This window comes from Frigoribacterium sp. CFBP9029 (assembly GCF_034045305.1).
GTDB lineage: Bacteria > Actinomycetota > Actinomycetes > Actinomycetales > Microbacteriaceae > Frigoribacterium.
Genome location: NZ_JAXCWB010000001.1, coordinates 1 through 22,515 on the forward strand (window position 1 = coordinate 1; position 22,515 = coordinate 22,515).

20 protein-coding genes are annotated in these 22,515 nt (G+C 72.2%); 2 read left to right on the plus strand and 18 right to left on the minus strand.

All coding sequences use genetic code 11. From position 1 onward, the window contains the following. The 11 genes from SOM11_RS00005 to SOM11_RS00055 form a co-directional block, all read right to left on the minus strand. Positions 1-1,388, minus strand: a 1,388-nt coding sequence (locus SOM11_RS00005) for a chromosome segregation SMC family protein (protein WP_320476831.1), incomplete at its 3' end; no start/stop codon positions are given. A 63-nt stretch (positions 1,389-1,451) separates the two neighbouring features. Beyond that, entirely contained in the window at positions 1,452-2,456 is a 1,005-nt protein-coding gene (locus tag SOM11_RS00010; protein WP_320476832.1) for an Fpg/Nei family DNA glycosylase, read from the minus strand. Between the two features lie 3 nt (positions 2,457-2,459). Beyond that, complete coding sequence (gene rnc, locus SOM11_RS00015; RefSeq protein WP_192058346.1) at positions 2,460-3,188, minus strand: ribonuclease III; 729 nt, start codon at positions 3,186-3,188, stop codon at positions 2,460-2,462. Positions 3,189-3,228: 40 nt separating this feature from the next. Beyond that, entirely contained in the window at positions 3,229-3,432 is a 204-nt protein-coding gene (rpmF, locus tag SOM11_RS00020) for a 50S ribosomal protein L32 (RefSeq protein WP_043593937.1), read from the minus strand. A gap of 99 nt (positions 3,433-3,531) precedes the next feature. Continuing rightward, complete coding sequence (locus SOM11_RS00025; RefSeq protein ID WP_320476833.1) at positions 3,532-4,092, minus strand: DUF177 domain-containing protein; 561 nt, start codon at positions 4,090-4,092, stop codon at positions 3,532-3,534. Positions 4,093-4,103: 11 nt separating this feature from the next. Beyond that, the gene (locus SOM11_RS00030; protein WP_320476834.1) at positions 4,104-6,359 is read right to left on the minus strand and encodes a DUF3488 and transglutaminase-like domain-containing protein; all 2,256 of its coding nucleotides are present in this window, start codon (positions 6,357-6,359) and stop codon (positions 4,104-4,106) included. Next, the gene (locus SOM11_RS00035) at positions 6,352-7,695 is read right to left on the minus strand and encodes a DUF58 domain-containing protein (protein WP_320476835.1); all 1,344 of its coding nucleotides are present in this window, start codon (positions 7,693-7,695) and stop codon (positions 6,352-6,354) included. The genes SOM11_RS00030 and SOM11_RS00035 overlap by 8 nt, the downstream gene beginning before the upstream one ends. Before the next feature lie 2 nt (positions 7,696-7,697). After that, positions 7,698-8,711 carry an AAA family ATPase gene (locus tag SOM11_RS00040; RefSeq protein ID WP_414655432.1) on the minus strand — a complete coding sequence of 338 codons (1,014 nt, stop codon included), beginning with the start codon at positions 8,709-8,711 and terminating at the stop codon, positions 7,698-7,700. 107 nt (positions 8,712-8,818) lie between these two features. After that, complete coding sequence (coaD, locus tag SOM11_RS00045) at positions 8,819-9,301, minus strand: pantetheine-phosphate adenylyltransferase (RefSeq protein WP_320476836.1); 483 nt, start codon at positions 9,299-9,301, stop codon at positions 8,819-8,821. Positions 9,302-9,374: 73 nt separating this feature from the next. Next, positions 9,375-11,648, minus strand: a complete 2,274-nt coding sequence (locus SOM11_RS00050) for an ATP-dependent DNA helicase RecG (RefSeq protein ID WP_320476837.1) — start codon at positions 11,646-11,648, stop codon at positions 9,375-9,377. A gap of 66 nt (positions 11,649-11,714) precedes the next feature. After that, entirely contained in the window at positions 11,715-13,421 is a 1,707-nt protein-coding gene (locus tag SOM11_RS00055) for an acyl-CoA dehydrogenase family protein (protein ID WP_320476838.1), read from the minus strand. A gap of 202 nt (positions 13,422-13,623) precedes the next feature. Between SOM11_RS00055 and rsmD the strand changes: the two genes are divergently transcribed. Continuing rightward, a complete protein-coding gene (rsmD, locus tag SOM11_RS00060) occupies positions 13,624-14,199 on the plus strand; it encodes a 16S rRNA (guanine(966)-N(2))-methyltransferase RsmD (protein WP_320476839.1) in 576 nt (191 codons plus the stop codon). 57 nt (positions 14,200-14,256) lie between these two features. Here rsmD and thiL read toward each other — a convergent pair whose 3' ends face one another. Beyond that, the gene (thiL, locus tag SOM11_RS00065; RefSeq protein WP_320476840.1) at positions 14,257-15,276 is read right to left on the minus strand and encodes a thiamine-phosphate kinase; all 1,020 of its coding nucleotides are present in this window, start codon (positions 15,274-15,276) and stop codon (positions 14,257-14,259) included. Positions 15,277-15,299: 23 nt separating this feature from the next. Between thiL and SOM11_RS00070 the strand changes: the two genes are divergently transcribed. After that, positions 15,300-15,827 (plus strand): DUF3515 family protein, encoded by a 528-nt coding sequence (locus SOM11_RS00070; RefSeq protein ID WP_243215511.1) that lies wholly within the window; start codon positions 15,300-15,302, stop codon positions 15,825-15,827. A gap of 73 nt (positions 15,828-15,900) precedes the next feature. Here SOM11_RS00070 and SOM11_RS00075 read toward each other — a convergent pair whose 3' ends face one another. The 6 genes from SOM11_RS00075 to leuC form a co-directional block, all read right to left on the minus strand. Continuing rightward, entirely contained in the window at positions 15,901-17,034 is a 1,134-nt protein-coding gene (locus tag SOM11_RS00075) for a D-alanine--D-alanine ligase family protein (RefSeq protein WP_320476841.1), read from the minus strand. Positions 17,035-17,110: 76 nt separating this feature from the next. Continuing rightward, positions 17,111-18,124: an NAD(P)H-dependent glycerol-3-phosphate dehydrogenase gene (locus SOM11_RS00080; RefSeq protein ID WP_320477097.1), complete on the minus strand. Its 1,014-nt coding sequence runs from the start codon at positions 18,122-18,124 to the stop codon at positions 17,111-17,113. A gap of 73 nt (positions 18,125-18,197) precedes the next feature. Continuing rightward, complete coding sequence (locus SOM11_RS00085; protein ID WP_243215508.1) at positions 18,198-18,983, minus strand: lysophospholipid acyltransferase family protein; 786 nt, start codon at positions 18,981-18,983, stop codon at positions 18,198-18,200. A gap of 7 nt (positions 18,984-18,990) precedes the next feature. Beyond that, positions 18,991-20,358: a UDP-N-acetylglucosamine 1-carboxyvinyltransferase gene (gene murA, locus SOM11_RS00090; protein ID WP_192058363.1), complete on the minus strand. Its 1,368-nt coding sequence runs from the start codon at positions 20,356-20,358 to the stop codon at positions 18,991-18,993. Continuing rightward, a complete protein-coding gene (leuD, locus tag SOM11_RS00095) occupies positions 20,359-20,955 on the minus strand; it encodes a 3-isopropylmalate dehydratase small subunit (protein ID WP_320476842.1) in 597 nt (198 codons plus the stop codon). It abuts the gene before it with no gap. Continuing rightward, positions 20,955-22,424, minus strand: a complete 1,470-nt coding sequence (leuC, locus tag SOM11_RS00100) for a 3-isopropylmalate dehydratase large subunit (RefSeq protein ID WP_320476843.1) — start codon at positions 22,422-22,424, stop codon at positions 20,955-20,957. The genes leuD and leuC overlap by 1 nt, the downstream gene beginning before the upstream one ends. Positions 22,425-22,515 lie beyond the last annotated feature (91 nt).

The window sequence follows — 22,515 nt, forward strand, 5'->3', positions numbered from 1 at the left end:
CCGCCGACGCGCGCCCCCAGGCCCGCCGCCTCGCTCCCGGCGCCCGCCTGGGCCGCGACGTGGTCGACCCCGTCGCCCTCGGGCGCCTCGTGGTCGAGGGCCTCGAGCTCGGCGTGCGCGGCGTCACGGCGGGTCTCGGCGGACTGCAGGGCCGTCTCGTGCCGGAGGCGCTCCCCCCGCACCGCAGCGAGTCGCGACCGGGCCAGGTCGAGCGCCGAGCGGAGGCGCCCGGCCTCGAGATCGTGCTTCGAGACGAGAGCGCTCTGGGCGGAGATCTCGTCGTCGAGGGCGTCGAGCGCCCCACGGGCGGAGGCCAGCCCGCCGCGGGCCTCCTCGACGGCCTCGGCGGCCGCCGCGACGTCGCCCTGCAGGCGCTCGGCCTCGTCTCGGGCGTCGGCGACCATGCCCGCCGACACCGTGGTCACGGCGACGGGCTGCTCGGCCTGCTGGGCGAGCAGCTGCAGGCGCTGGCGGGCGAGGCTCGACAGGCTGCGGAGGCGCTCGTGCACGGACTCGAGCTCGAACGCGACCCGTCGCGCCCGGTCGACGTCGTCGCCCGCCATCGACTGCTCGAGGCGCTGCTCGTCGGCGGCGATCTCGCCGAGACGGCCGGTGAGAAGCTCGCGTTGGGCCTTCTGCTCTGCCTCGCTGCGCGACCGGGCGTCGAGGGACCGCTTCAGCCCGACGACCTCGTCGGCGAGGAGCCGCGCCCGGGCGTCGCGCACCACGGCGGCGATCGTCTGCGCCTCGCGGGCGATCTCGGCCTGGCGCCCGAGCGGCTTCAGCTGCCGCCTGATCTCGCCCGCCAGGTCGCTCAACCGCGTCAGGTTCGCCTGCATGGCGTCGAGCTTGCGGAGGGTCTTCTCCTTGCGGCGGCGGTGCTTCAGGATGCCCGCCGCCTCTTCGATGAAGCCGCGCCGCTCCTCCGGAGTCGCCCGCAGCACCGCGTCGAGCTGCCCCTGACCGACGATGACGTGCATCTCGCGCCCCAGGCCGGAGTCGCTCAGCAGCTCTTGCACGTCGAGCAGCCGGCAGCCCTCGCCGTTGATCGCGTACTCGCTGCCGCCGTTGCGGAACAGCGTGCGACTGATCGTCACCTCGGTGTAGTCGATCGGCAGCGCGCCGTCGCTGTTGTCGATCGTCAGCACGACCTGCGCCCGGCCGAGCGGGCCCCGGGTCGACGTGCCCGCGAAGATGACGTCCTCCATCTTGCCGCCGCGGAGGTTCTTGACGCCCTGCTCGCCCATCACCCAGGCGAGAGCGTCGACCACGTTGCTCTTGCCCGATCCGTTCGGGCCGACCACGCAGGTGACCCCCGGCTCGAAAGCGAACGTCGTGGGCGAGGCGAACGACTTGAAGCCCTTGAGGGTGAGGCTCTTCAGGTACATGCGCCGCGCCTCCTCGGGTCCTGTCTGCGGGGTGACCGTCGCTCAAGAATAGGTGCGGATGGGTCAGCGGACGCGCTGGCACCTCGGGCAGAAGTGCGACGAGCGGTTCATGAAGGCCTCGCGCACGATCTCGGCTCCGCACCGGGGGCACGGCCTGCCCTGCTGCCCGTACGCGTTGAGGCTGTGACTGAAGTAGCCGGACTGGCCGTTCACGTTGACGTACTGGGCGTCGAAGCTCGTGCCGCCCTCGCCGAGCGCCTTGAGCAGCACGACGCGGACCTCGGCGAGCAGCACCCGTGCGCGGGCCCGCGAGAACGACTCGGTGGGCTGATCGGGGTGCACCCGAGCAGCCCAGAGGCTCTCGTCGGCGTAGATGTTGCCGACGCCGCTGAGCAGCCCCTGATCGAGCAGCGCCCGCTTGACGCCGGTGCGCCGCGCGAGCAGCCGCGTCAGCACCCGGTTTTCGTCGAACGCCGGGTCGAGCGGGTCTCGGGCGATGTGCGAGACCTGCTGCGGCACCCGTCGGACCCAGGCTGCCGCGTTCTCGTCGGCTGCCGTCTCGTCGGCTGCGGACTCGACGTCAGAGGTGGCGCCGCCTGCGGGGGCCGGAGAGCCGAGGAGGCGCGCTCCGGAGAACCCCGCAGGTCGCCCGTCGAGGGTGGGCACCGTGTCGTCGAGAGCCATCGAGCCGAAGATGCGCTGGTCGACGAAGGCGAGCCGGACCGGCCCGTGCGCGGGGCTCTCGACGTCGAGCCGGATGCGCATCAGGCGGTCGGGCTCGGCGTCGCGACTGCGGAGCAGCACCTGACCGCTCATGCCGAGGTGGGCGACGAGGGCGAGGGGCTGCTCGTGCGGCGCCGCGGGCTCGAAGGGGAACCAGAGGAACTTGCCGCGACGGACCGCCGCGTCGATCGTGCCGCCCACGAGCCGGTCGACGAAGTCGTCGGACGGACCGCGATGACGCTTGAGCGACCGGTGGTCGAGCACGTCGACACCGGTCACGACGGCGCCCGCGACGACGGGCTGCAGCCCGGCGCGGACGACCTCGACCTCAGGGAGCTCGGGCACCGCTCAGAGACCGTCGACCGGTGTGCTGAGTCGCGTCCACGCCTCGAGGGCCGCAGACATCTCGGCCTGCTTCTTGCTGCTGCCGATGCCGGTCGCGACGTCGTCGCCGCCCAGGCGGACGCTGGCGTGGAACCTCTTGTCGTGATCCGGGCCGCTGTCGCTGACGTGATAGGTCGGCATGCCGCGCCCGAGCGAGGCCGCGAGCTCTTGCAGACTCGTCTTCGGATCCATCGCGGCGCCGAAGCGGTCGGGATCGTCGAGCAGAGGTGCGATCAAGCGGAGGACGAGAGCGGTCGCCGTGTCTCCGCCGGCGTCGAGATAGGTCGCGCCGATGATCGCCTCGACCGTGTCGGCGAGGATCGAGGGCTTGTCGCGCCCGCCGGTCAGCTCTTCCCCCCGACCGAGTCGGAGGTGGTCGCCGAGACCGATGACCCGGGCGGCCTCGGCCAGCGCGACGGTGCTGACGAGACTCGCGCGTCGCTTGGCGAGGTCGCCCTCGTCGAGATCGGGGTTCGCCGTGAAGAGCATGACCGTGACGGCCTGCCCGAGGATGGAGTCACCGAGGAACTCGAGACGCTCGTTGTTGGCGATGCCGCCGTTCTCGTACGCGTACGAGCGGTGCGTCAGCGCGAGATCGAGCAGTTCGGGTCGGATGTCGATGTCGAGGCGTGACAGCAGATCAGCCCGGTCGGCGCGGAGGCGCGACTCGGGCTGATCAGAAGTCGACGTCATCTCGACACCGCCGAGGGAGACGTGATCACGACGGGAGTGCTCAGACGTCGGCGACCTTGCGGCCCTTGTACTCCATGTACAGGGCGGTGCCGGCGCTGTCCTCGACGACCTTCGCGCGGTGCGGGAGGCTGTAGGTGACCTTGCCGTTCTCGATGGTCTTGACGAGCTGGACCGGCGTCGCCTTCCACTGCGAGCGACGGGCGTGCGTGTTCGAGCGTGACTGCTTCCGCTTCGGAACGGCCATGAGCATCTCTTCTCTCTTGCGGCTCCCCCGCAGGGGGCCTGGTCTGACTGGTGGGTGACGCGGTGGTGTGATGCGGCCCGGGGAGGCCGCCGGCCACCCCTACCGACGCGAGTCGGTGTCGGGCGAGCCCTCGGCAGGTGCCGATTCAGCCTGGAACCCGGTGAGTGCCGACCAGCGGGGGTCGATGTCCTCTTCGGGCTGGTAGTCGTGGATGTCTTCGATCCGTTCACCCGTGGCGGGGTCGAGTCCAGGACAATCCGGCCGACAGACCGGCTGGAAGGGCAGTGACAGAACCACTGCGTCTCTGACCACAGGTTCAAGATCCACGTGGTCGTCGTGAACCTGATAGTCAAAAGCTTCGTCGATAGCGTACGCGAAAAGCTCGGCGAAATCGACTTCCACCGGCTCGGAGAGCGGTTTCAGGCATCGGCTGCACTCGCCGGTCGCCGTGCCCGACACGTGCGTCGAGACCAGGATGCCGTCGTGCAGACCCTCGAGCCGCACGTCGAGGCGGAGCGGATCGCCCGCCGCGACCGAGATCTGGCCCTCGCCGAGCCGCTCGGGGACCACGACGTCGAGCGTGCGCTCGCGCATCTCGCCCGGGCGGTGCATGAGGTCGTACACCGGGAGCGTGTAGGGGGTCAGGTTGAAATGAGGCACGGGAGACGAGTTTACGCCGTCGACCCGGTCTTCGCAGGGGAGGTCGCGAACAGCGATCGCGGAGCGAACCGCGCGGCGAGGCGGTCACGCGCACTCGACGCCGAACGGAGGCCGTCGACCACGAGCCGGGCGTCCGCCCTCGTGCCGTCGGGGGCGGCGACCCCGCCGTACCGCTCGCTCTGCAGGGCGGCGACCAGGCGGTCGAGGGCGACCCGCGCCTCCTCGGTCTCCGGTCGTGACGAGAGTCTCGTGCGGAGGAGCGCCGCGGCCGCGGTGGGCGTCGCCCCCGATGGGACGTGCAGCCCCAGATCGGCGGCCGTGTCGACGACCTCGTGCCAGACGGCGAGCGCGACGTCCGGCGGCGGGGTGGCCCATCGACGTCGGCGGCGCCCGGCCCGGAGCGCCGAGGGCACGATCAGCACGACCGCGAGCAGCACGAGGGCGATCAGACCGGCCGACCCGAGGCCGGGGCCGCCCGTGCCCGAGGCGGAGCCCGCGGCGGTCGGATCGGACGCGTCGGCGGACGGCGTCGCGGAGGGGGTCTGGGCCGGCGCGTCGTCGGCGGAGGGCGTGGGCGTCGCGGCGTCGTCGGCCGTCGGCGCGGCGCTCGGCTCGACACCCGTGGGCTGGAGGTACGCCTGCGGGCTGCCCAGGCCGACGGTCGGCTCGAAGGGCACCCAGCCGAGCCCCTCGAAGTACAGCTCGGGCCAGGTGTGCAGGTCGTCGCTGCTCACGCGACGCTCGGCCTCAGCCCCGAAGCCCGTGGACTCGCCGGGCAGGAACCCGACCGCGACCCTCGAGGGGATGCCGAGCGTCCGCGCCATGACGGCCATCGACGAGGCGAAGTGCACGCAGTATCCGCTGCGGACCTCGAGGAAGGTCTGCACGGCCTCGAGACCGCTGCCGTCGTAGCCCTGATCGACGGGGGTCTCCTCGGAGTAGGTGAAGTCGCCGTCTCGGAAGAAGTCCTGGAGGGCCACGGCGGCGTCGAAGTCGTTGGGGGCGTCGGCCGTCACCTCGGAGGCCAGCGCGATCACGCTCTGGGGCACCCCGTCGATCGAGAGGTAGTCGGCCATCGCGGTGTCGTCGCCGGCCGACGACGCGACGACCTGGTCGCGGGTGGGGTCGACCGGAGCGCTCTCGACCGTGTAGTCGAGGCCCTGCGTGCCGGTCGTCGTGCTGCGGACGGTCACCCCCGACTCGTCCACGACCTCCCACTCGTCGCCGAGGCCCTCGATGCGGGTGGCCGGCACCGGCACCGGCAGGTAGGGGCTGCGGAGAGCGCCGACGTCGATCTCGGTGGTCACGGCCCGGCGGTCGGTGGCCTCGGCGACGCCGGGAGCGGCCGGGAGCCGGTCGAGGGTCGCCTCCGGGTCGGACTCGCCCTCGGCGGGACTCCACGAGCGACCCGAGAAGTCGACGAGGTCGACGAGCTTCAGGTACTCGCCGTCGGCGTCGGAGGACCGGTAGGTCAGCACCGTGACCGGGGCGCCACGACGCAGGTCGTCGCCGAGGTCGATGATCGGATTGACGCCGGTGGCCAGCCCGAGACCGGAGCCGCCCGTGCCGGCGAGGGGCGCGAGGCCGCCGAGGGGCACGGTGGCCGTCAGCAGGCCGGCGACGCCGAGCGCGGCCAGACCCCCGACGAGACCGCCGCGCGTGGGGTGCCTGCCGGTGGCCAGCGCCAGGAGCACGAGGAAGAGCAGCACGGTCGCCACGACGAACGGCCAGCTCGTCTCGACCCCTGGCACGAACGCCGGCACGGCGAGGACGACGACCGGCACCACCCCCGTGAACGCGGGCAGCTGCCCGACGGACGAGACGAGGTCGATCAGCACGGCCGCCGCCAGGACCGACACGAGCACCGTCGCGAGCACGCCGTCGGTGACGTCGAGGGGCGCCGCCTCGCCGACGATGGCCGCCTCGGCCTGATCGGCGAGGTCGCGCATCCGCTGGAGCGTCGCCGACGTGGGGATGACGCCGAGGACGGCCGTGCCGCCCGAGACGAAGGCGCAGGTCACGGCCGAGCCCGCGACGGCGCCCACGATCCAGCCGACCCAGGCCGGCGCCCGGAGGCCCCGGACGGCCAGCGAGACGCCGAGCACCACGGCGGAGACGAATGCGGCGGCGAACCACCAGCCCGTCCCGACGAACAGCGGATGGAGGCTCGCCAGCGACGCGACGAACACGAGCCAGGCGAAGAGGGTGGGCAGCCACGAGGCGGCGGCGACGCGCACCACCGGGCGCCGGAGCGGGGCGTCAGTCATCGAGCGGCCTCGCCTGGAGCACGACGTCGGCGACCGGATCGCCGGACGAGACCTCCACCACGCGCCAGCCGGCGTCGCGGAGGGCGGCCGCCACCCGATCGGGGCCGAGGGTCTCCGCACCGGTGACGCCGCCCCGCGATGCGGTCGTCTCGCTGAAGCCGAGGGGCGGCGAGACGACGAGTGCGACGGCGGACGAGCCGACGCCCCGCGAGCGCCCGAGCGACTCGAGCTCTCGCGGCCGGAGACCCGACACGACGGCGACGACGGGCTCACGCGGCGCGGCGGGCGCGGCCGAGCGGTGACCGGCGTCGCCCAGCCGGAGGTCGGCGAGCGACTCGAGGTACGAGGCGGTCGAGTCCGGGTCGTTGCGGGCGACGACGTCGCCCTCGGGAGTCGTCGCCTGGGCCACGGAGCCGCTGCGCCCGAACTCGACACCCAGGGTCGCGACGACCGAGACGGCCCACTCGAAGGCGTCGCTGACGGCCGACCCGTCGGAGCCCGTCCGGGCGTCGGACCAGCCGTCGACCCCCGTCGAGAGCACGAGGCGGGCGCTCGGCAGGCCGTGCTGCTCCTCCTGCCGCACCATGAGCTCGTCATGACGGGCCGAGGCCTTCCAGTGGACGCGCCGCATGGGATCTCCGCGTCGGTACTCGCGGGTGACGGGGTCGTCGTCTCCACCGGCCAGGCTGTGCTCCCGCTGACGGCGGGCGCCGTCCCCGAGGGCGCGGGACTCGGCACCGAGCCCCAGGTCGTGGACCTCGGGCACGACGAGCAGCTCGGTACCGCCGGGGGCGACGACCCGACGCCGGGCGACGCCGAACGACTCGATCAGATCGACGTGCAGAGGCCCGACGCGGTGTCGCCCGCGCGGCAGGCCCTCGTGACGGAACACGGCCGAGGAGGCGCGGCCCGGCACGAGCGTGACCCCCACCGCCTCGGATGCCCTGGTGCGGCGCCAGCCGACGTCGTCGCGGATGCCGATGCGGCCCGCCGCGCCGCCGGGGGCGGTCAGGGTCACGGTCTCGTCGACGGACCAGCCGGCCATGCCGCGATCGGGCGAGAAGCGCCGGGCGACCGTGATCAGGGGGCGTCGGAACAGCAGCGAGACGAGCACGGCCACCACCAGGACGACCAGGGTCGTGCCGGCGAAGACGAGCGCCGGAGACGGGACGACGGCTCCCGTCGCGACGAGGGCGACGCCGACGCCGACGACCGCGCCGCCGCGCAGGGTCGGCCGGGGCGCTCCCCCGCGGGTGATGCCCGTCTGCGCACGCACGCCCGGCCGCGCCGGCACGTCGCCGTGCGGCGTCGGCGGCGCCGCGACCCGATCGGTCACGGTCAGCGCGCGTCGCCGAGGGGGACGGGAGTCGCCGCGACGACGTCCGCCACGACGTCGTAGGCGGCCGAGACCGCCCCGGCACCGGCTCGCCCGGCGAGGATGATGCGGTGACCGAGCACCGGCCCGCTCATGGCGTCGATGTCGTCGGGCACGACGAACTCGCGACCGTTGAGCGCCGCCCACGACTTCGACGCGCGCATCAGCTGCAGGGTTGCCCGCGGGCTCGCGCCGAGTCGGACGTCGGGGTGCACGCGCGTGGCCTGGACGACGGCGACGGCGTAGCGCTCGACGGCCTCGGCCGTGTAGACGGCGCGGACGGCGGCGATCATGCGGCGGAGGTCGGTCAGCGACACGAGGGGCTTCAGGACATCGAGCGGGCTGACCCGTTCACGCTGCTGCACCATGCGGAGCTCGCTCTCGGCGTCGGGGTAGCCGAGCGAGATGCGCGCCATGAACCGGTCGCGCTGCGCCTCGGGAAGCGAGTAGGTGCCCTCCATCTCGACCGGGTTCTGCGTCGCGACGACGAGGAACGGGTCGGGCAGGGGGTGCGTGATGCCGTCGACCGTCACCTGGCGCTCCTCGAGGCTCTCGAGCAGGGCGGACTGCGTCTTCGGGGACGCGCGGTTGATCTCGTCGCCGATGACGACGTTGGCGAAGACCGGGCCGGGCTTGAACTCGAAACCCCCGGAGGGCCGGTCGAAGACCGAGACGCCGGTGATGTCGCTCGGCAGCAGGTCGGGGGTGAACTGGATGCGCGTGACGGTGGCGTCTACGGCCTTGGCGAGCGCGCGCGCCAACTGGGTCTTGCCGACCCCGGGGACGTCCTCGATCAGGAGGTGCCCCTCGGCGAGCAGCACGGTCAGGGCCGTGCCGATGGCGCCGTCCTTCCCGTCGATGACGGTGCCGATGGCCTCGAGGATGTCCCGCGCACGTCGCTGCACGTCGGCCAGCGGCATGAGGCCCTCGTCGGCGGAGGCGCTCGGCCGGTCGGCGGGACGGCTGGTCGTTGTCATCGGATCGCTTTCTGAGGAGTGATCGAGCGGTTCGGCGGGAGGAGCGTCACGCGGTGTTCGGAACGGACCCCCTCGAGGAGGCGGTCGTCGCGATCACCCGGTGCGTCTCAGGTGGTCTCGAGGTACTCCGCGACGACCCTCGGCACGTACGGCGACACGTCGCCGCCGAGCCCCGCGACCTGCCGGACGAGCGAGCTCGAGACGTGCGCGTGGGCGGGGTCGGGCAGGAGGAAGACGGTCTCGACGCCGGCGAGGCTGCGGTTCATGATCGCCATCGGGGTCTCGTACGCGACGTCGACCTGCGAGCGGATGCCCTTCACCAGCACGCTGGCGCCGACGTCGGTGCAGTAGTCGACGAGCAGACCCATGCTCCAGCTGTGCACGCTGACGGTGTCGGGCAGCCCGGCCTCACGCAGAGCGGCGGTGAGCAGCGAGACCCGCTGGGTGAGCGGGAGCAGAGCCGACTTGTCGGGGTTGTGCACCACGAGCACATGCACCTGATCGAAGATGTTGGCGGCCCGGGCGATCACGTCGATGTGGCCGAGGGTGACGGGGTCGAACGACCCGGGGACGACGGCGATCCTGCTCATGCGGACACAGTAGCGGCCCGGCCCGGGAGGTTGGCCGAGCATCCACCGGACGTCGGGCGCGCAGGCGGAGACGTCAGTTCTTGCCCATCGCCTCGCGTCCGCGATCGTCGAGCCGTCTCGCGATGGCCGCGGCCAGGGCGGGGTGGTCGGCCAGGCGCGGGTCGTCGTCGAGCACCTCGGCCGCGTGCTCTCGCGCGAGGCCGATCAGGTCGCCGTCGCGGGCGACTCTCAGCAGTCGGAGCGACGACCGGCCGCCGGACTGCAGGTTGCCGAGCACGTCGCCCTCGCGGCGCAGATCGAGGTCGACCTGCGCGAGCTCGAAGCCGTCGAGGGTCGACGCCACGGCGTCGACCCTCTCGCGGGCGACGGAGTCGGCGGGCGCGGACGTCACGAGCAGGCACAGACCCGCGTGACCGCCTCGACCGACGCGTCCCCGCAGCTGGTGCAGCTGCGAGACGCCGAACCGGTCGGCGTCGAGCACCACCATGGTCGAGGCGTTCGGCACGTCGACACCGACCTCGATCACCGTCGTCGCGATGATCATGTCGATGTCGCCGGCGGCGAACCGGCGCATGACGTCGTCCTTCTCGTCGGACGACATGCGACCGTGCAGGGGCTCGATGACGAGACCGTCGAGCACCGGCAGCGAGGCCGTCAGCGCGACGATGCCCTCGACGCTCGCCCGGGGCGGGGGCGCAGGCGGCTGGTCGCCCCCGTTCTGCCCGTCGGCGCCCGCCGATCGAGCGCCGCCGCCGGGCTCGGAGTCGCCGCCCGGCCCCGCCTCACCGCCCGGCCCCGTGTCGTCGCCGGGCCCCGCGTCGTCGCCGGGCTCCGTCGTGACGGCGTCGATGGCAGGGCAGACCACGAAGACCTGGCGCCCCGCCGCGATCTCCTCCGCGGAGCGCTGCCAGACGCGGTCGACCCAGCCCGGGTGCTCGGCGAGCGGCACGACGAACGACTCGATCGGCTGACGCCCCTTCGGCAGCTCGGCGATGGTCGAGATGTCGAGGTCGCCGAACACCGTCATCGCTACGGTGCGGGGAATGGGCGTCGCCGTCAGCACCAGCACGTGCGGCGGGGTGGCGCCCTTCTTGCGGAGCGCCTCCCGCTGATCGACGCCGAAGCGGTGCTGCTCGTCGACGACGACGAGCCCGAGGTCGAAGAACCCGACCGTCTCGCTGATCAACGCGTGCGTGCCGACGACGATGTGCGCCTGACCGCTGACGATCGAGAGGAGCGCCTTCTTGCGCTGGGCCGTGGTCATCTGCCCCGTGAGCAGGGTCGGTCGCAGTCGGGCGGCCAGGTCGGGGCCGAGGGTCGCCGTGATCGAGCGGAGGTGCTGTGCGGCCAGCACCTCGGTCGGGGCGAGCAGCGCCGACTGCCCCCCGCTCTCGGCGACCGCGAGCATCGCCCGCAGCGCGACGAGCGTCTTGCCCGAGCCGACCTCGCCCTGGACGAGCCGGTTCATGGGGACCTCGGCCTCGAGGTCGCGGGTGATCTCGTCGCCGACGAGACGCTGATCGCCCGTGCGCTCGAAGGGCAGGGCCGCGTCGAACAGGTCGAGCATGCCCCCCGCGAGGGCACGACGGGGTGTCGCCGCCGACCGGCGGACGAGGGCGCGCTGCTGCAGCAGAGCGCTCTGCAGCACGAACGCCTCGTCGAAGCGCAGGCTGTCGCGGGCCGTGAGGTGGTCACGGTCGGTTTCGGGTCGGTGGATGCGCTCGTACGCCTCGGCCAAGGGCATCAGATCGAGCTCGGCACGGACCGCGGCCGGCACGGCGTCGTCGATCGGCGGCAGCGAGTCGAGCAGCACCTCGACCGACTTCTGCACCTGCCACGACGCCACGGAGGCGCTCGCGGGGTAGATCGGGATCGGCTGCTTCGCCCACTTCTGCGCCTCGGCGTCGCCCACGCCCGCGACCGCCTCGTGCGAGGCGTCGAAGAGCTCGTAGTCGGGGTGCGCCAGCTGCCGCAGCCCGCGGTAGTCGCCCACCTTGCCGGCGAAGATGCCCCGGGCGCCCGGCACGAGGTCTTTCGCGCGCCATGCCTGATTGAAGAACGTGAGGGTCAGGATGCCCTGGCCGTCGCCGATGCGGACCTCGAGGATCGACCCGCGGCGAGCGCGCATCGTGCGCTCGCGCACGTCGAGCACCTGGGCCACGATCGTGACCGACTCGCCGAGCGGCAGCTGATCGAGCGCCGTCAGCTCGCCCCGGCGGGCGTACCGCCTCGGGAAGTGCGTCAGCAGATCGCCGACGGTGCGGAGGCCGAAGGCCTTCTGCAGGGCCGTGGCCGTGCGGCCGCCCAGGGCACCGGCGAGGGAGGCGTCGAGGGGTGAGTCGGGCACGACCCCACGCTACTGCCCGCCTCCGACACCGGCGCCCGGGCTCACGCGCGCCACGGGCGGGCGGCCTCAGAGGGTGAAGTCGTACCCGCCGGAGGCGCGGGTCGACGCCGCGAGCTCGGTCGCGTGCCGGTCGTCGTTCACCTCGAGGGCCCGCAGCTGCCGTGACACCCCGCGTGCCGACTGCTTGCAGAACCCGACGGCGAGGCGACGTTCGGCGTCGGAGTCGACCCGCGCCTCCTGCAGGGCCGTCGACGCCCGCGACAGCACGGCCGTCTGCGCGTAGATGCCGCTCGCGGCGTCGGCGAGGCGCTTCTGCACGAGCTGTCTCTCCTGCACCTTCCTGCCGTGCTTGCGGAGCGCCCCCTCGGTGCGCTCGCGCAGCCGCGACACCTGGTCGCCGAGCTCCGCTGCCTGCTTGGCGAGCTCGGGGTGCACTCCGACCGGGCGATCGGGTCGGAGCCGACGCTGCACGCGACCCGCGACGTACGGCGCCAGCACGCCCAGCGCGCGACCGGGGGCGCCGATGCTCAGCGACGCGACGTCGGGCAGCTCCTCGCTGAGCGTCTTGAGGCCGTTCAGGGCGACGAAGGCGCGCAGGACGTCGTTGGCCCCCTCGAAGATCGGGAAGATGCGGAAGTCGCGCAGCGCCTTCGACAGCGGGTGCCCCTCCATGTACGCCTCGCCGCCGTGCAGCTGCACGGCCCGGTTGAGCGCGTACCAGCCGGTGTCGCTCGCGGCGACCTTCGTCATCGCCGACTCGAGCGCGAAGTCGGTGTCGCCACGGTCGACGAGACCGGTGGTCAGATACGACATCGACTCGATGCCGTAGATCTGCTGCGTCATCCAGGCGAGCTTGTCGCCGACCATCTCGAAGTCCGCGAGCGGTCTGCCGAACTGGTGACGCGCCTCCGTGTGCTCGAGACTCAGCTGGAGGAACCTCTTCATGCCGCCCGCGATCGCCGTGCCCATCGACATGCGACCGTTGTTGAGCGTGTTCACCGCGATGCGGAAGCCGTCGCCGGGTTCGCCGAGCAGGTTCTCGGCGGGCACCCGGACGTCCTTGAAGCGCACCCGCTGCAGGTGGTTGGCCTTCAGGCCGTGCGTCTCGAACCGCGGGCCGGTGCTCAGCCCGTCCATGCCCTTCTCGACGATCAGCGCGACGTGCCCGAGGTCGCTCTGCGCGAAGACCGTCAGGACGTCCTTGTCGCCGTTGCCGATCCAGCGCTTCTCGCCGTTCAGCAGCCAGCTGCCGTCGCTCTGCCGCTCGGCCCGTGTCTCGAGCGCGTAGGCGTCGCTGCCCACGTTGGGCTCGGTGAGCACGAAGGCCGCGAGCTTCCGGCCGCTCGCCAGGTCGGGCAGCCAGCGGGCCTTCTGATCGTCGGTGCCGTAGAGGTGCAGCGGCTTGGTGCCGATCGACTGGTGCACGCCCATGACGGTGGCGAGGGTGCCGTCGACCCGGCCGAACTCCTCGTAGACGCGGCAGTAGGCGCTCTGACCGAGACCGAGACCGCCGTACTCCTCCGACACGAAGAGCCCCATCAGACCGCGCTCGCCCAGCTCGCGGACCAGGTCGTCGCCGATCCAGCCGTCGCGCTCGGCCTTCAGCGGGTCGTAGCCGGCCAGCACCTCGCGCGCCGACGCCGACACCGTCTCGACCCGCGCCTTCTCGGCCGCCGACATGTGCGGGAACGGCAGCACCAGCTCGGAGGCGATCCGCCCCGCGAACAGGGACTTGGTGAACGAGGGCCGGACAGTACGATCAACGCTGGTCATGCTGGGAGATGCTTCCGAAAGCGCGACGCCCTGCCAAGTCCGTTGTGCCTCATCGACGAAGCACGACCGGGCCGGGCGCTGACGCGTTGTCGGGATGCTCGAAGCGGCGCCGCCCCCGGAGACCGGGAGGCGGGCCCGACGCAGACCGGGAGGCGGGCCCGACGAGACGGGCGGGCCGCCGCGACCTGGCATGGTTGACCTCATGTCCCGCATCATCTCCGGCTTCGCCGACAACCTGACGCTCGTCGTCCCCAAGGTCGGCACCCGGCCGACCAGCGACCGCGTCCGCGAAGCGCTCTTCTCGTCGCTCGACGCCCGCGACGAGATCCGCGGTCGACGCGTGCTCGACCTCTACGCGGGCACCGGGGGCCTCGGCCTCGAGGCGGCATCGCGCGGCGCGGCCTCGGTCACCCTGGTCGAGAAGGCCCCGGCGGCGGCGAAGGTGCTGCGGCGGAACGCCGACGCCGTGCTGGCACGGGCCCCCAAGCCCCCTCGCGGCGTTCCCCCGCGCGTCGACATCGTCGCGCAGACGGTGCGGTCGTACCTCACGGGTTCGGGCGCGCTCGTCGACCTGGTCTTCTTCGACCCGCCCTACGAGCTGTCGAAGGACGAGCTCGCCGCCGACCTCGCGGCCCTGCTGCCCCTGCTCGACGCCCAGGCGCTGGTCGTCGTCGAACGCGCCAGCCGCGACGGCGAGCCGAGCTGGCCCGCGGGGCTCACCCTCGACGTGAAGAAGCAGTACGGCGACACGACGGTGTGGTTCGCCCTCCGCGACTGACCCGCCGTCGGGCCCCCTCGCGCGACCCGTCGTCAGCCCCGCTCGGCCGACCCGTCGTCAGCCCCGCTCGCCCGACCACAGGCGATACGGGTCCCAGCCGCCCTCCGGGCCGGCGTCGCCGCCGTCGACGACGACCCGCGGCTCACCGGACCCGACGGCGCGCATGACGCCGATCGCCCGGAACCCGCCCGGCAGCGCCGCACCCGGCGGGAACGTCGCGAGCAGCGAATGGTCCTCTCCCCCGGCGAGGGCCGCCGCGGGATCGCCGCCCAGCGCCGACGAGTCGAGGTCGACCACCAGACCGCTCGCCCGCGCGACCCGACCCGCGTCGAGGGCCAGACCATCCGAGAGGTCGAGCATCGCCGTCGCACCGGCCCGGGCCGCGATCGGCCCGTCGACGATCGGCGGCGTGGGGGCGAGCTGCCAGCCCACGTCGGGGTCGCGCTCGCGCAGAGCCGTCGCGGCGGCACGGTCGGGGACCCCGTCGTGGTCGACGCCGAGACGGAAGAGCAGCTCGAGCCCACGGGCCGACCGGCCGAGCGCGCCCGACACGGCGACGACGTCCCCCTCGCGGGCGCCGTCGCGGGTGACCGGCGGCCGCCCCTCGAGATCGCCGAACGCCGTGACGGCGATCGTCATCGTCGCCGAGACCGACAGATCGCCGCCGACGACGCCGCAGCCCGGGGCCATCACGGCGCAGGCGTCGCGCAGCCCGTCGGCGAGGGCCTCCAGATCGGTCACCGGGGTGTCGCCCGGCACGGCGAGGGCCACCACGAGAGCGGTCGGGACCGCCCCCATCGCGGCCACGTCGGCGAGGTTCGAGGCGGCGGCCTTCCAGCCGAGGTCGTACGGGGTCGACCAGGCCAGACGGAAGTCGGGGCCGTGCACCATCAGATCGGTCGTCACCACGAAGCGCCCGTCGGGTGCCGAGACCACCGCCGCGTCGTCGCCCGGCCCCAGATCGGTGCGGGCCCCGCGGGGCAGTCGGGGCAGGATGCGCGCGAGGGTGGCGAGCTCGCCCACCCCCTGCACCGTGGCGGGTGGTTCGACGTCGACCGACGTGGCGGGGCGTTCCATGTGACGACGGTAGCCTGGTTGCCGTGCCCAGCCCGACCAGGCGACCTCGTCGCCGCCTCCTCCGTCTGCTCGCCGCCGGCGCCGTGATCGCCCCGGCGCTCGCCGGCTGCACGGCCGCCGTGCCGATGACGGCGGCGGCCGATGCGAACGACGCGGCCTGCGCGCAGGTGACCGTGCACCTCCCCGAGACGGTCGGCCCCGACAACTCTCCCTTCGAGCGCCGCGAGACCGATGCGCAGGCCACCGGCGCCTGGGGCACGCCGACGCAGGTCCTCCTGCGCTGCGGCGTCGAGGCCCCCGCCGTCTCCGATCTGCCCTGCTACCCCGTCAGCGGCGTCGACTGGCTCGCCGATCAAGACGCCGACGACCCCGACACGTTCGTCTTCACGACCTACGGCCGCACGCCCGCCGTCCAGGTGATCGTCTCCGCCGAGGCGGGCAGCACCGCGCTCTTCGACCTGGCCGACGCGGTCGGCTACCTGCCGAACGACGGTCGCGGCTGCGTCGGCGTCGACGACCTGCCCGGCACCGAGGCGACCCCGTCCTCCTGAGCCGACCCGCGCCTCCTCGGCTGACCCTTCCCCGAGGAGGCGCGGGTCGACCTCCGCAGGAGGCCCCGGCCGGTCAGCGCTCGGTCTGCAGCCCGAGCTCGATCAGCTCGGTGATGAGCTCGGGGTAGCTGAGTCCGCTGGCCAGCCAGCAGGCGGGGAACATCGAGATCGGCGTGAAGCCGGGCATGGTGTTGATCTCATTGATCACCCAGCCGGTGTCGGTGAGGAAGAAGTCGACCCTCGACAGCCCGGTGCCGTCGACGGACTCGAACGCGAGCGCGGCGAGTCGCTGCATCTCGGCCAGCTGGTCGTCCGTGAGGTCGGCCGGGCAGACGAGATCGGCGCCGGGCGCACCCAGGTACTTCGACTCGAAGTCGTAGAAGGTGTCGCTGCCGAGCACGATCTCACCGCCGACGGAGGTGCGGGGCGACCCGCCGTCGCGCCCGCCGAGCACGGCGCATTCGATCTCACGCCCCGAGACGGCGGCCTCGACGAGCACCTTGCCGTCTTCGGCGAGCCCGATCTCCATCGCGGCCGCGAACTCCGCCTCGGAGTCGACCCGCGAGACGCCGACGCTCGACCCCGCGCGGGCCGGCTTGACGAAGACGGGGAAGCCCAGGGGCGCGACGTCGGCGATCACCTGGTCGGGGTCGCTCAGCCAGGTGCGACGGCGGACGGTCCGCCACGGGGCCACCGCGATGCCTGCCTCTTGCAGCACGGTCTTCGTGAAGTGCTTGTCCATCCCGACGGACGACGCCAGCAGACCCGCCCCGACGTACGGGAGGCCGACGAGTTCGAGGAGCCCCTGGACGGTGCCGTCTTCTCCGAAGCGACCGTGCAGGATGGGGAAGACGACGTCGACGGCCCCGAGCAGGCGGACCGAGCCGTCCGGCTCGACGACCGAGATCTCGCGAGTCGCGGCGGACTCGGGCCAGTGCACCCTCGTGCCGTTGTCGACGACGGCGGGCAGCGTCTCGCCGGTCAGCGAGAAGCTCGACGCGTCGTCCGCCTGCAGGGTGAAGGCGCCGTCGCGGGTGATGCCGACCGGGATGACGTCGTAGCGACTGCGGTCGATGGCCGAGAGGACTCCCCCGGCGGTGGCGCAGCTGATCGCGTGCTCGCTCGACCGGCCGCCGAACAGCACGACGACCGTCTGCTTGGCGCCCGCGAGGGGGGTGGGAGCGGGGCTGGCCTGATCGATGCTCATCGGGGTCACTCTCGGGGTGGTCGGCGGGCAGGCGACTCGGGGCGGCGTCGCACCGGCGCGCGCCGTCGACCCCCGGTCACTCGCCCTGGGGCTCGCTGGTCTCGGTGAGGTGCGGAGCGATGTTCCGCGGGTCAAGCGTACCGGCGAGCACTTCGGCGACCTGCTGCACGATGGGCATGTCGACGCCGCGACCGCGGGCCAGCTCGAGGATCGGCGCGACGGACGCGAGACCCTCGGCGGTCTGGTTCATCTGCCGCACGACGTCGCCGAAGGCGTACCCCTGACCGAGGAGGCGCCCCGCGGTGTTGTTGCGCGACAGGGGCGACTCGCACGTCGCGATGAGGTCGCCGAGCCCGGCGAGACCGGCGAGCGTCTCGGCCTTGGCCCCGAACGACACCGCGAACGCCGTCATCTCGGCCAGACCGCGCGTGATGATCGACGCCTTGGTGTTCTCGCCGTAGCCGACGCCGTCGACGATGCCGATGGCGACCGCGATGAGGTTCTTCAGAACGCCCCCGAACTCGGTGCCGATGACGTCGGTGTTGACGAACGAGCGGAAGTACGGGTTGGTGGCGGTCGCGGCGACGAGCGTCGCCGTCTCGAGGCTGTGCGACGACACGACCGCAGCGGTGGGCTGTCGCTTCGCGATCTCGAGCGCGAGGTTCGGGCCCGAGGCCACGGCGATCAGCGACCGGTCGATGTCGAGCTCGCTCTCGATGACCTCGCTCATGCGGAGGCCGGTGGCCTTCTCGACGCCCTTCATCAGGCTGACCACGGGCACGCCGCGCGGCACGAGCGAGCGGATCGCCGAGAGGTTGTCGCGGAGGGTCTGACTGGGCACCGACAGGTAGACCTGCTCGGCACCGGCCAGCGAGGTCTCGACGCTCGAGGAGGCCACCAGGGTGCGCGGGAGGTTGATGCCCGGCAGGTAGTCGGTGTTGCGCTTGCTCTCGGTGATCTCGCGTGCGACCTCGGGGCGACGGGCCCAGAGCGTGACGTCGGCGCCGCCCTCGGCGAGGACCTTGGCGAAGGTCGTGCCCCAGCTGCCCGAGCCGAGCACCGCGACCCGACGCGGCACGGAGTCCCGCATGACGATCGAGATCGCCTCAGTGGTGACGGCGCCCTCGCCGAGTGCTTCGATCGCGCCTTCGCGCGACGCAGGACTACTCAAAGCGGCCGGTCTCCTTCTGGTCGTTCTTGGCGGGGTTCCAGCGCTCGACGGGTGCCTGCTCGTCTCGGAGGCGCTCGAGGAGTCCGGTGATCGCCGCCATGACGAGGGCGGTCGCCTCGGTCATGGAGGCCTGGTCGAGGGGCCGGTCGCGGTAGGCCGAGAGATCGACGGGATCGCCGACGATCACGCGGATCCGCTTGCGGGGGAACGGACGGAGCTTCGACGAGTAGCGCCCCATGAGCTCCTGACTGCCCCAGTGGGCGACGGGCACGAGAGGCACACCGGCGGCGAGGGCCAACCGGACGGCCCCGCTCTTGCCCTTCATGGGCCAGAGGTCGGGATCGCGGGTGAGCGTGCCCTCGGGGTAGACGATGACCCCGCCGCCCACCGAGGTGAGACGACGCGCCGCGGCCAGCGGATCGCTGTCGTGCGTGCGACCGGCGCGCTCGACGGGGATGTGCCCCATCGCGTGCATCAGCCGGCCGAACACGGGCACGCGGAAGAGCGACGCCTTGGCCATGAACCTCGGCAGACGACCCAGTCCGTACATCACGCGCCCGACCACGACGGGATCGATGTTGGTGATGTGATTGGGCGTCAGCACGAACGAGCCGGAGGCGGGCAGCTTCTGCCCGTCGACGACCTCGATCTTCGCCATCAGATCGAACAACGGCGCCGCAGGGATGGCCAGGGCCCGGAAGATCGCGCCCTTGTCCATGCGGCGCCCACGCGTCGCGACCGGGACGACGGGGGCGTCCGGGTCGCCGTGGGGTGCCACGCTCCGATCAGCCCTTGAAGTCGAAGTCGGCGCCCAGCTTGCGGAGCTTCGCGATGAAGTGCTCGTACCCGCGGCTGATGATGCCGACGTTGCTGATCTTCGACTCGCCCTCGGCCGTCAGGGCCGCGATGAGGTGGCTGAAGCCGCCGCGCAGGTCGGGGACGCGGATGTCGGCGCCGTGCAGCGCGGTCGGGCCGTTGATGACCGCCGCCTGCTCGAACTCGCGACGCGCCACGCGACGGTCGTGACCGGGCAGCCCCTCTTTGTGCACCGTTATGTCGGCACCCATGTCGTTGAGGGCCTCGGTGAACTGGAAGCGGTTCTCGTAGACGGTCTCGTGGACGATCGACGTGCCCTGCGCCTGCGTGAGGGCCACGATCAGCGGCTGCTGCCAGTCGGTCATGAAGCCGGGGTGCACGTCGGTCTCGACGACGACGGGCTTGAGCTCGCCGCCCGGGTGGAAGAACCGGATGCCGTCTTCGTGCACGTCGAAGTCGCCGCCGACCTTGCGGAAGACGTTGAGGAACGTCATCAGGTCTTTCTGGTCGGCGCCCTCGACGAAGATGTCGCCCTTGGTGGCGAGAGCGGCCGCGGCCCAGCTCGCGGCCTCGTTGCGGTCGTTGATGGCCCGGTGCGTGTAGCCGCGGAGCTTCTCGACGCCCTCGATGAAGATGACGCGGTTCGGCTCGACCGAGACGATGGCGCCCATCTTCTGGAGGATCGCGATGAGATCCATGATCTCGGGTTCGATGGCCGCGTTGCGCAGCTCGGTGACACCCGTGGCGAGCACGGCGGTCAGCAGCACCTGCTCGGTGGCGCCGACGCTCGGGTAGGGCAGCTCGATGTTGGCGCCCGCGAGACCGTTCGGGGCGGTCAGGTGGATGCCGTTGTACGACTTGTCGACGACGGCGCCGAACGCGCGGAGGGCGTCGAGGTGGAAGTCGATGGGGCGGTCGCCGATGCGGCAGCCGCCGAGGTCGGGGATGAACGCCTCGCCGAGGCGGTGCAGCAGCGGGCCGCAGAAGAGGATCGGGATGCGGCTGGAGCCGGCGTGCGCGTCGATCTCGGCGAAGTGGGCCGACTCGACGTTCGACGGGTCGAGGATCATCTCGCCGCGGGCCGGGTCGGTGATGCGGACGCCGTGCACCGACAGCAGACCGCGGACGACGTTGACGTCGCTGATGTCGGGCACGTCGCGCAGGATGCTCGGGGTGTCGCCCAGCAGCGACGCCACCATCGCCTTGGTGGCGAGGTTCTTGGCGCCGCGCACCTCGATGCGACCGATCAGCGGCTTGCCGCCGCGGATGACGATCTCGTCGGACTTGAGCCCCACACGGGCCCCTGCTGCTGCTGCGTCTTGGATGAGCGAGTTCACTTACTTCACCGGCAATGTCTTCGGGCGCCATGCGGCGCGGCGGGTTTCGAATTCTGTGATGGCCGCTTCGTCGCGGAGGGTCAGGCCGATGTCGTCGAGGCCTTCGAGGAGTCGCCACTTAGTGTAAGCATCGACTTCGAACGGGACCGACAGGTCGCCGATCGTGGCGCGTTGCGACTCGAGGTCGACGGTGATCGCGACACCGGGGGCGGCCTCGACGGCGGCCCACAGGCGCTCGATGTCGTCTTCGGCGACCATGGCGGCGAGGAGACCCTGCTTGCCCGAGTTGCCGCGGAAGATGTCGCCGAAGCGGGCGCTGAGCACCACGTCGAAGCCGAAGTCGCGGAGTGCCCAGACGGCGTGCTCGCGGCTCGACCCCGTGCCGAAGTCCGGCCCGGCGATCAGGACGCGGGCGCCCTGGTACTCGGGTCGGTTGAGGACGAAGTCCGGATCCTGGCGGGCGGAGAAGAACAGGGCGTCTTCGAAACCCGTCTTCGTGACCCGCTTGAGGAACTCGGCGGGGATGATCTGGTCGGTGTCGACGTTCGACCGCTTCAGCGGCGCCGCCACCCCGGTGACGGTGGTGAACTTCTCCATCAGAGCGCGCCTCCTGAGGGGGTGCCGGTCAGGCGCTCGGCGAGGGCGTCGCCGATCGGGGTGTCGGAGGTGAGGTCCCACGGGGACGACAGCGTGCCGCGGACGGCGGTCGCCGCCGCGACGAGGGGTGAGACGAGGTGGGTGCGACCGCCCTTGCCCTGACGGCCCTCGAAGTTGCGGTTCGAGGTCGACGCGCAGCGTTCGCCCGGTGCGAGCTGGTCGGGGTTCATGCCGAGGCACATCGAGCAGCCGGCGAAGCGCCATTCGGCGCCGAAGTCGGTGAACACCTTGTCGAGACCCTCGGCCTCGGCCTCGAGGCGTACCCGGGCGGAGCCGGGCACGACCATCACGCGGACGCCCTCTGCCTTCGTGCGACCCTGGATGATCGACGCGAACGCGCGGAGGTCTTCGATCCGGCTGTTCGTGCACGACCCCATGAAGACGGCGTCGACCGCGATGTCTTTCATGGCCGTGCCGGCCTCGAGCGCCATGTACTCGAGGGCGCGCGACGCGGCGGCGCGCTCGTTCGGGTCGACGATCGCCTCGGGGTCGGGAACGGACTCGCTGAGCGAGACGCCCTGACCCGGGTTCGTGCCCCAGGTGACGAACGGCTCGAGCTCGTCGGCGTCGAGGAAGATCTCGGCGTCGAACACGGCGTCGTCGTCGGTCGGCAGGGTCTGCCAGTAGGCGACCGCGTCGTCCCAGTCGGAGCCCTCGGGGGCGTGCTGACGACCGCGGAGGTAGTCGTAGGTGGTCTCGTCGGGGGCGACCATGCCGGCCCGGGCACCGGCCTCGATCGACATGTTGCAGATCGTCATGCGCCCCTCCATCGACAGGGAGCGGATCGCGCTGCCGCGGTACTCGAGCACGTAGCCCTGCCCGCCGCCGGTGCCGATCTGGGCGATGACGGCCAGGATGATGTCCTTCGCGGTGACACCGGGCCGGAGGGTGCCCTCGACCGTGACCGCCATCGTCTTGAACGGCTTGAGCGGCAGGGTCTGCGTCGCCATCACGTGCTCGACCTCGCTGGTGCCGATGCCGAACGCCATGGCCCCGAAGGCCCCGTGGGTCGAGGTGTGCGAGTCGCCGCAGACCACGGTGATGCCGGGCATCGTGAGCCCCAGCTGCGGGCCGACGACGTGGACGATGCCCTGCTCGGCGTCGCCGAGGGGGTGCAGGCGCACGCCGAACTCGGCCGTGTTGCGACGAAGGGTCTCGATCTGCGTGCGGCTGGTCAGATCGGCGATCGGCCGGTCGATCGCCAGCGTGGGCGTGTTGTGGTCTTCGGTCGCGATCGTCAGATCGGTGCGACGCAGCGGCCGCCCGGCCTGACGGAGGCCGTCGAAGGCCTGCGGGCTCGTGACCTCGTGGACGAGGTGGAGATCGATGTAGAGAAGGTCGGGGGCGCCGTCTTCGCCCTTGACGACCACATGGTCGTCCCATACTTTCTCGGCCAGCGTTCTACCCACGGGCCCGCCTCTCTCGATGTCTGCTGCTCGGATGATCGTCGAAGTCTACGCCAGGGTCGTGCGCGAGTCCTCGGTCGAGGGGGCAACGCGC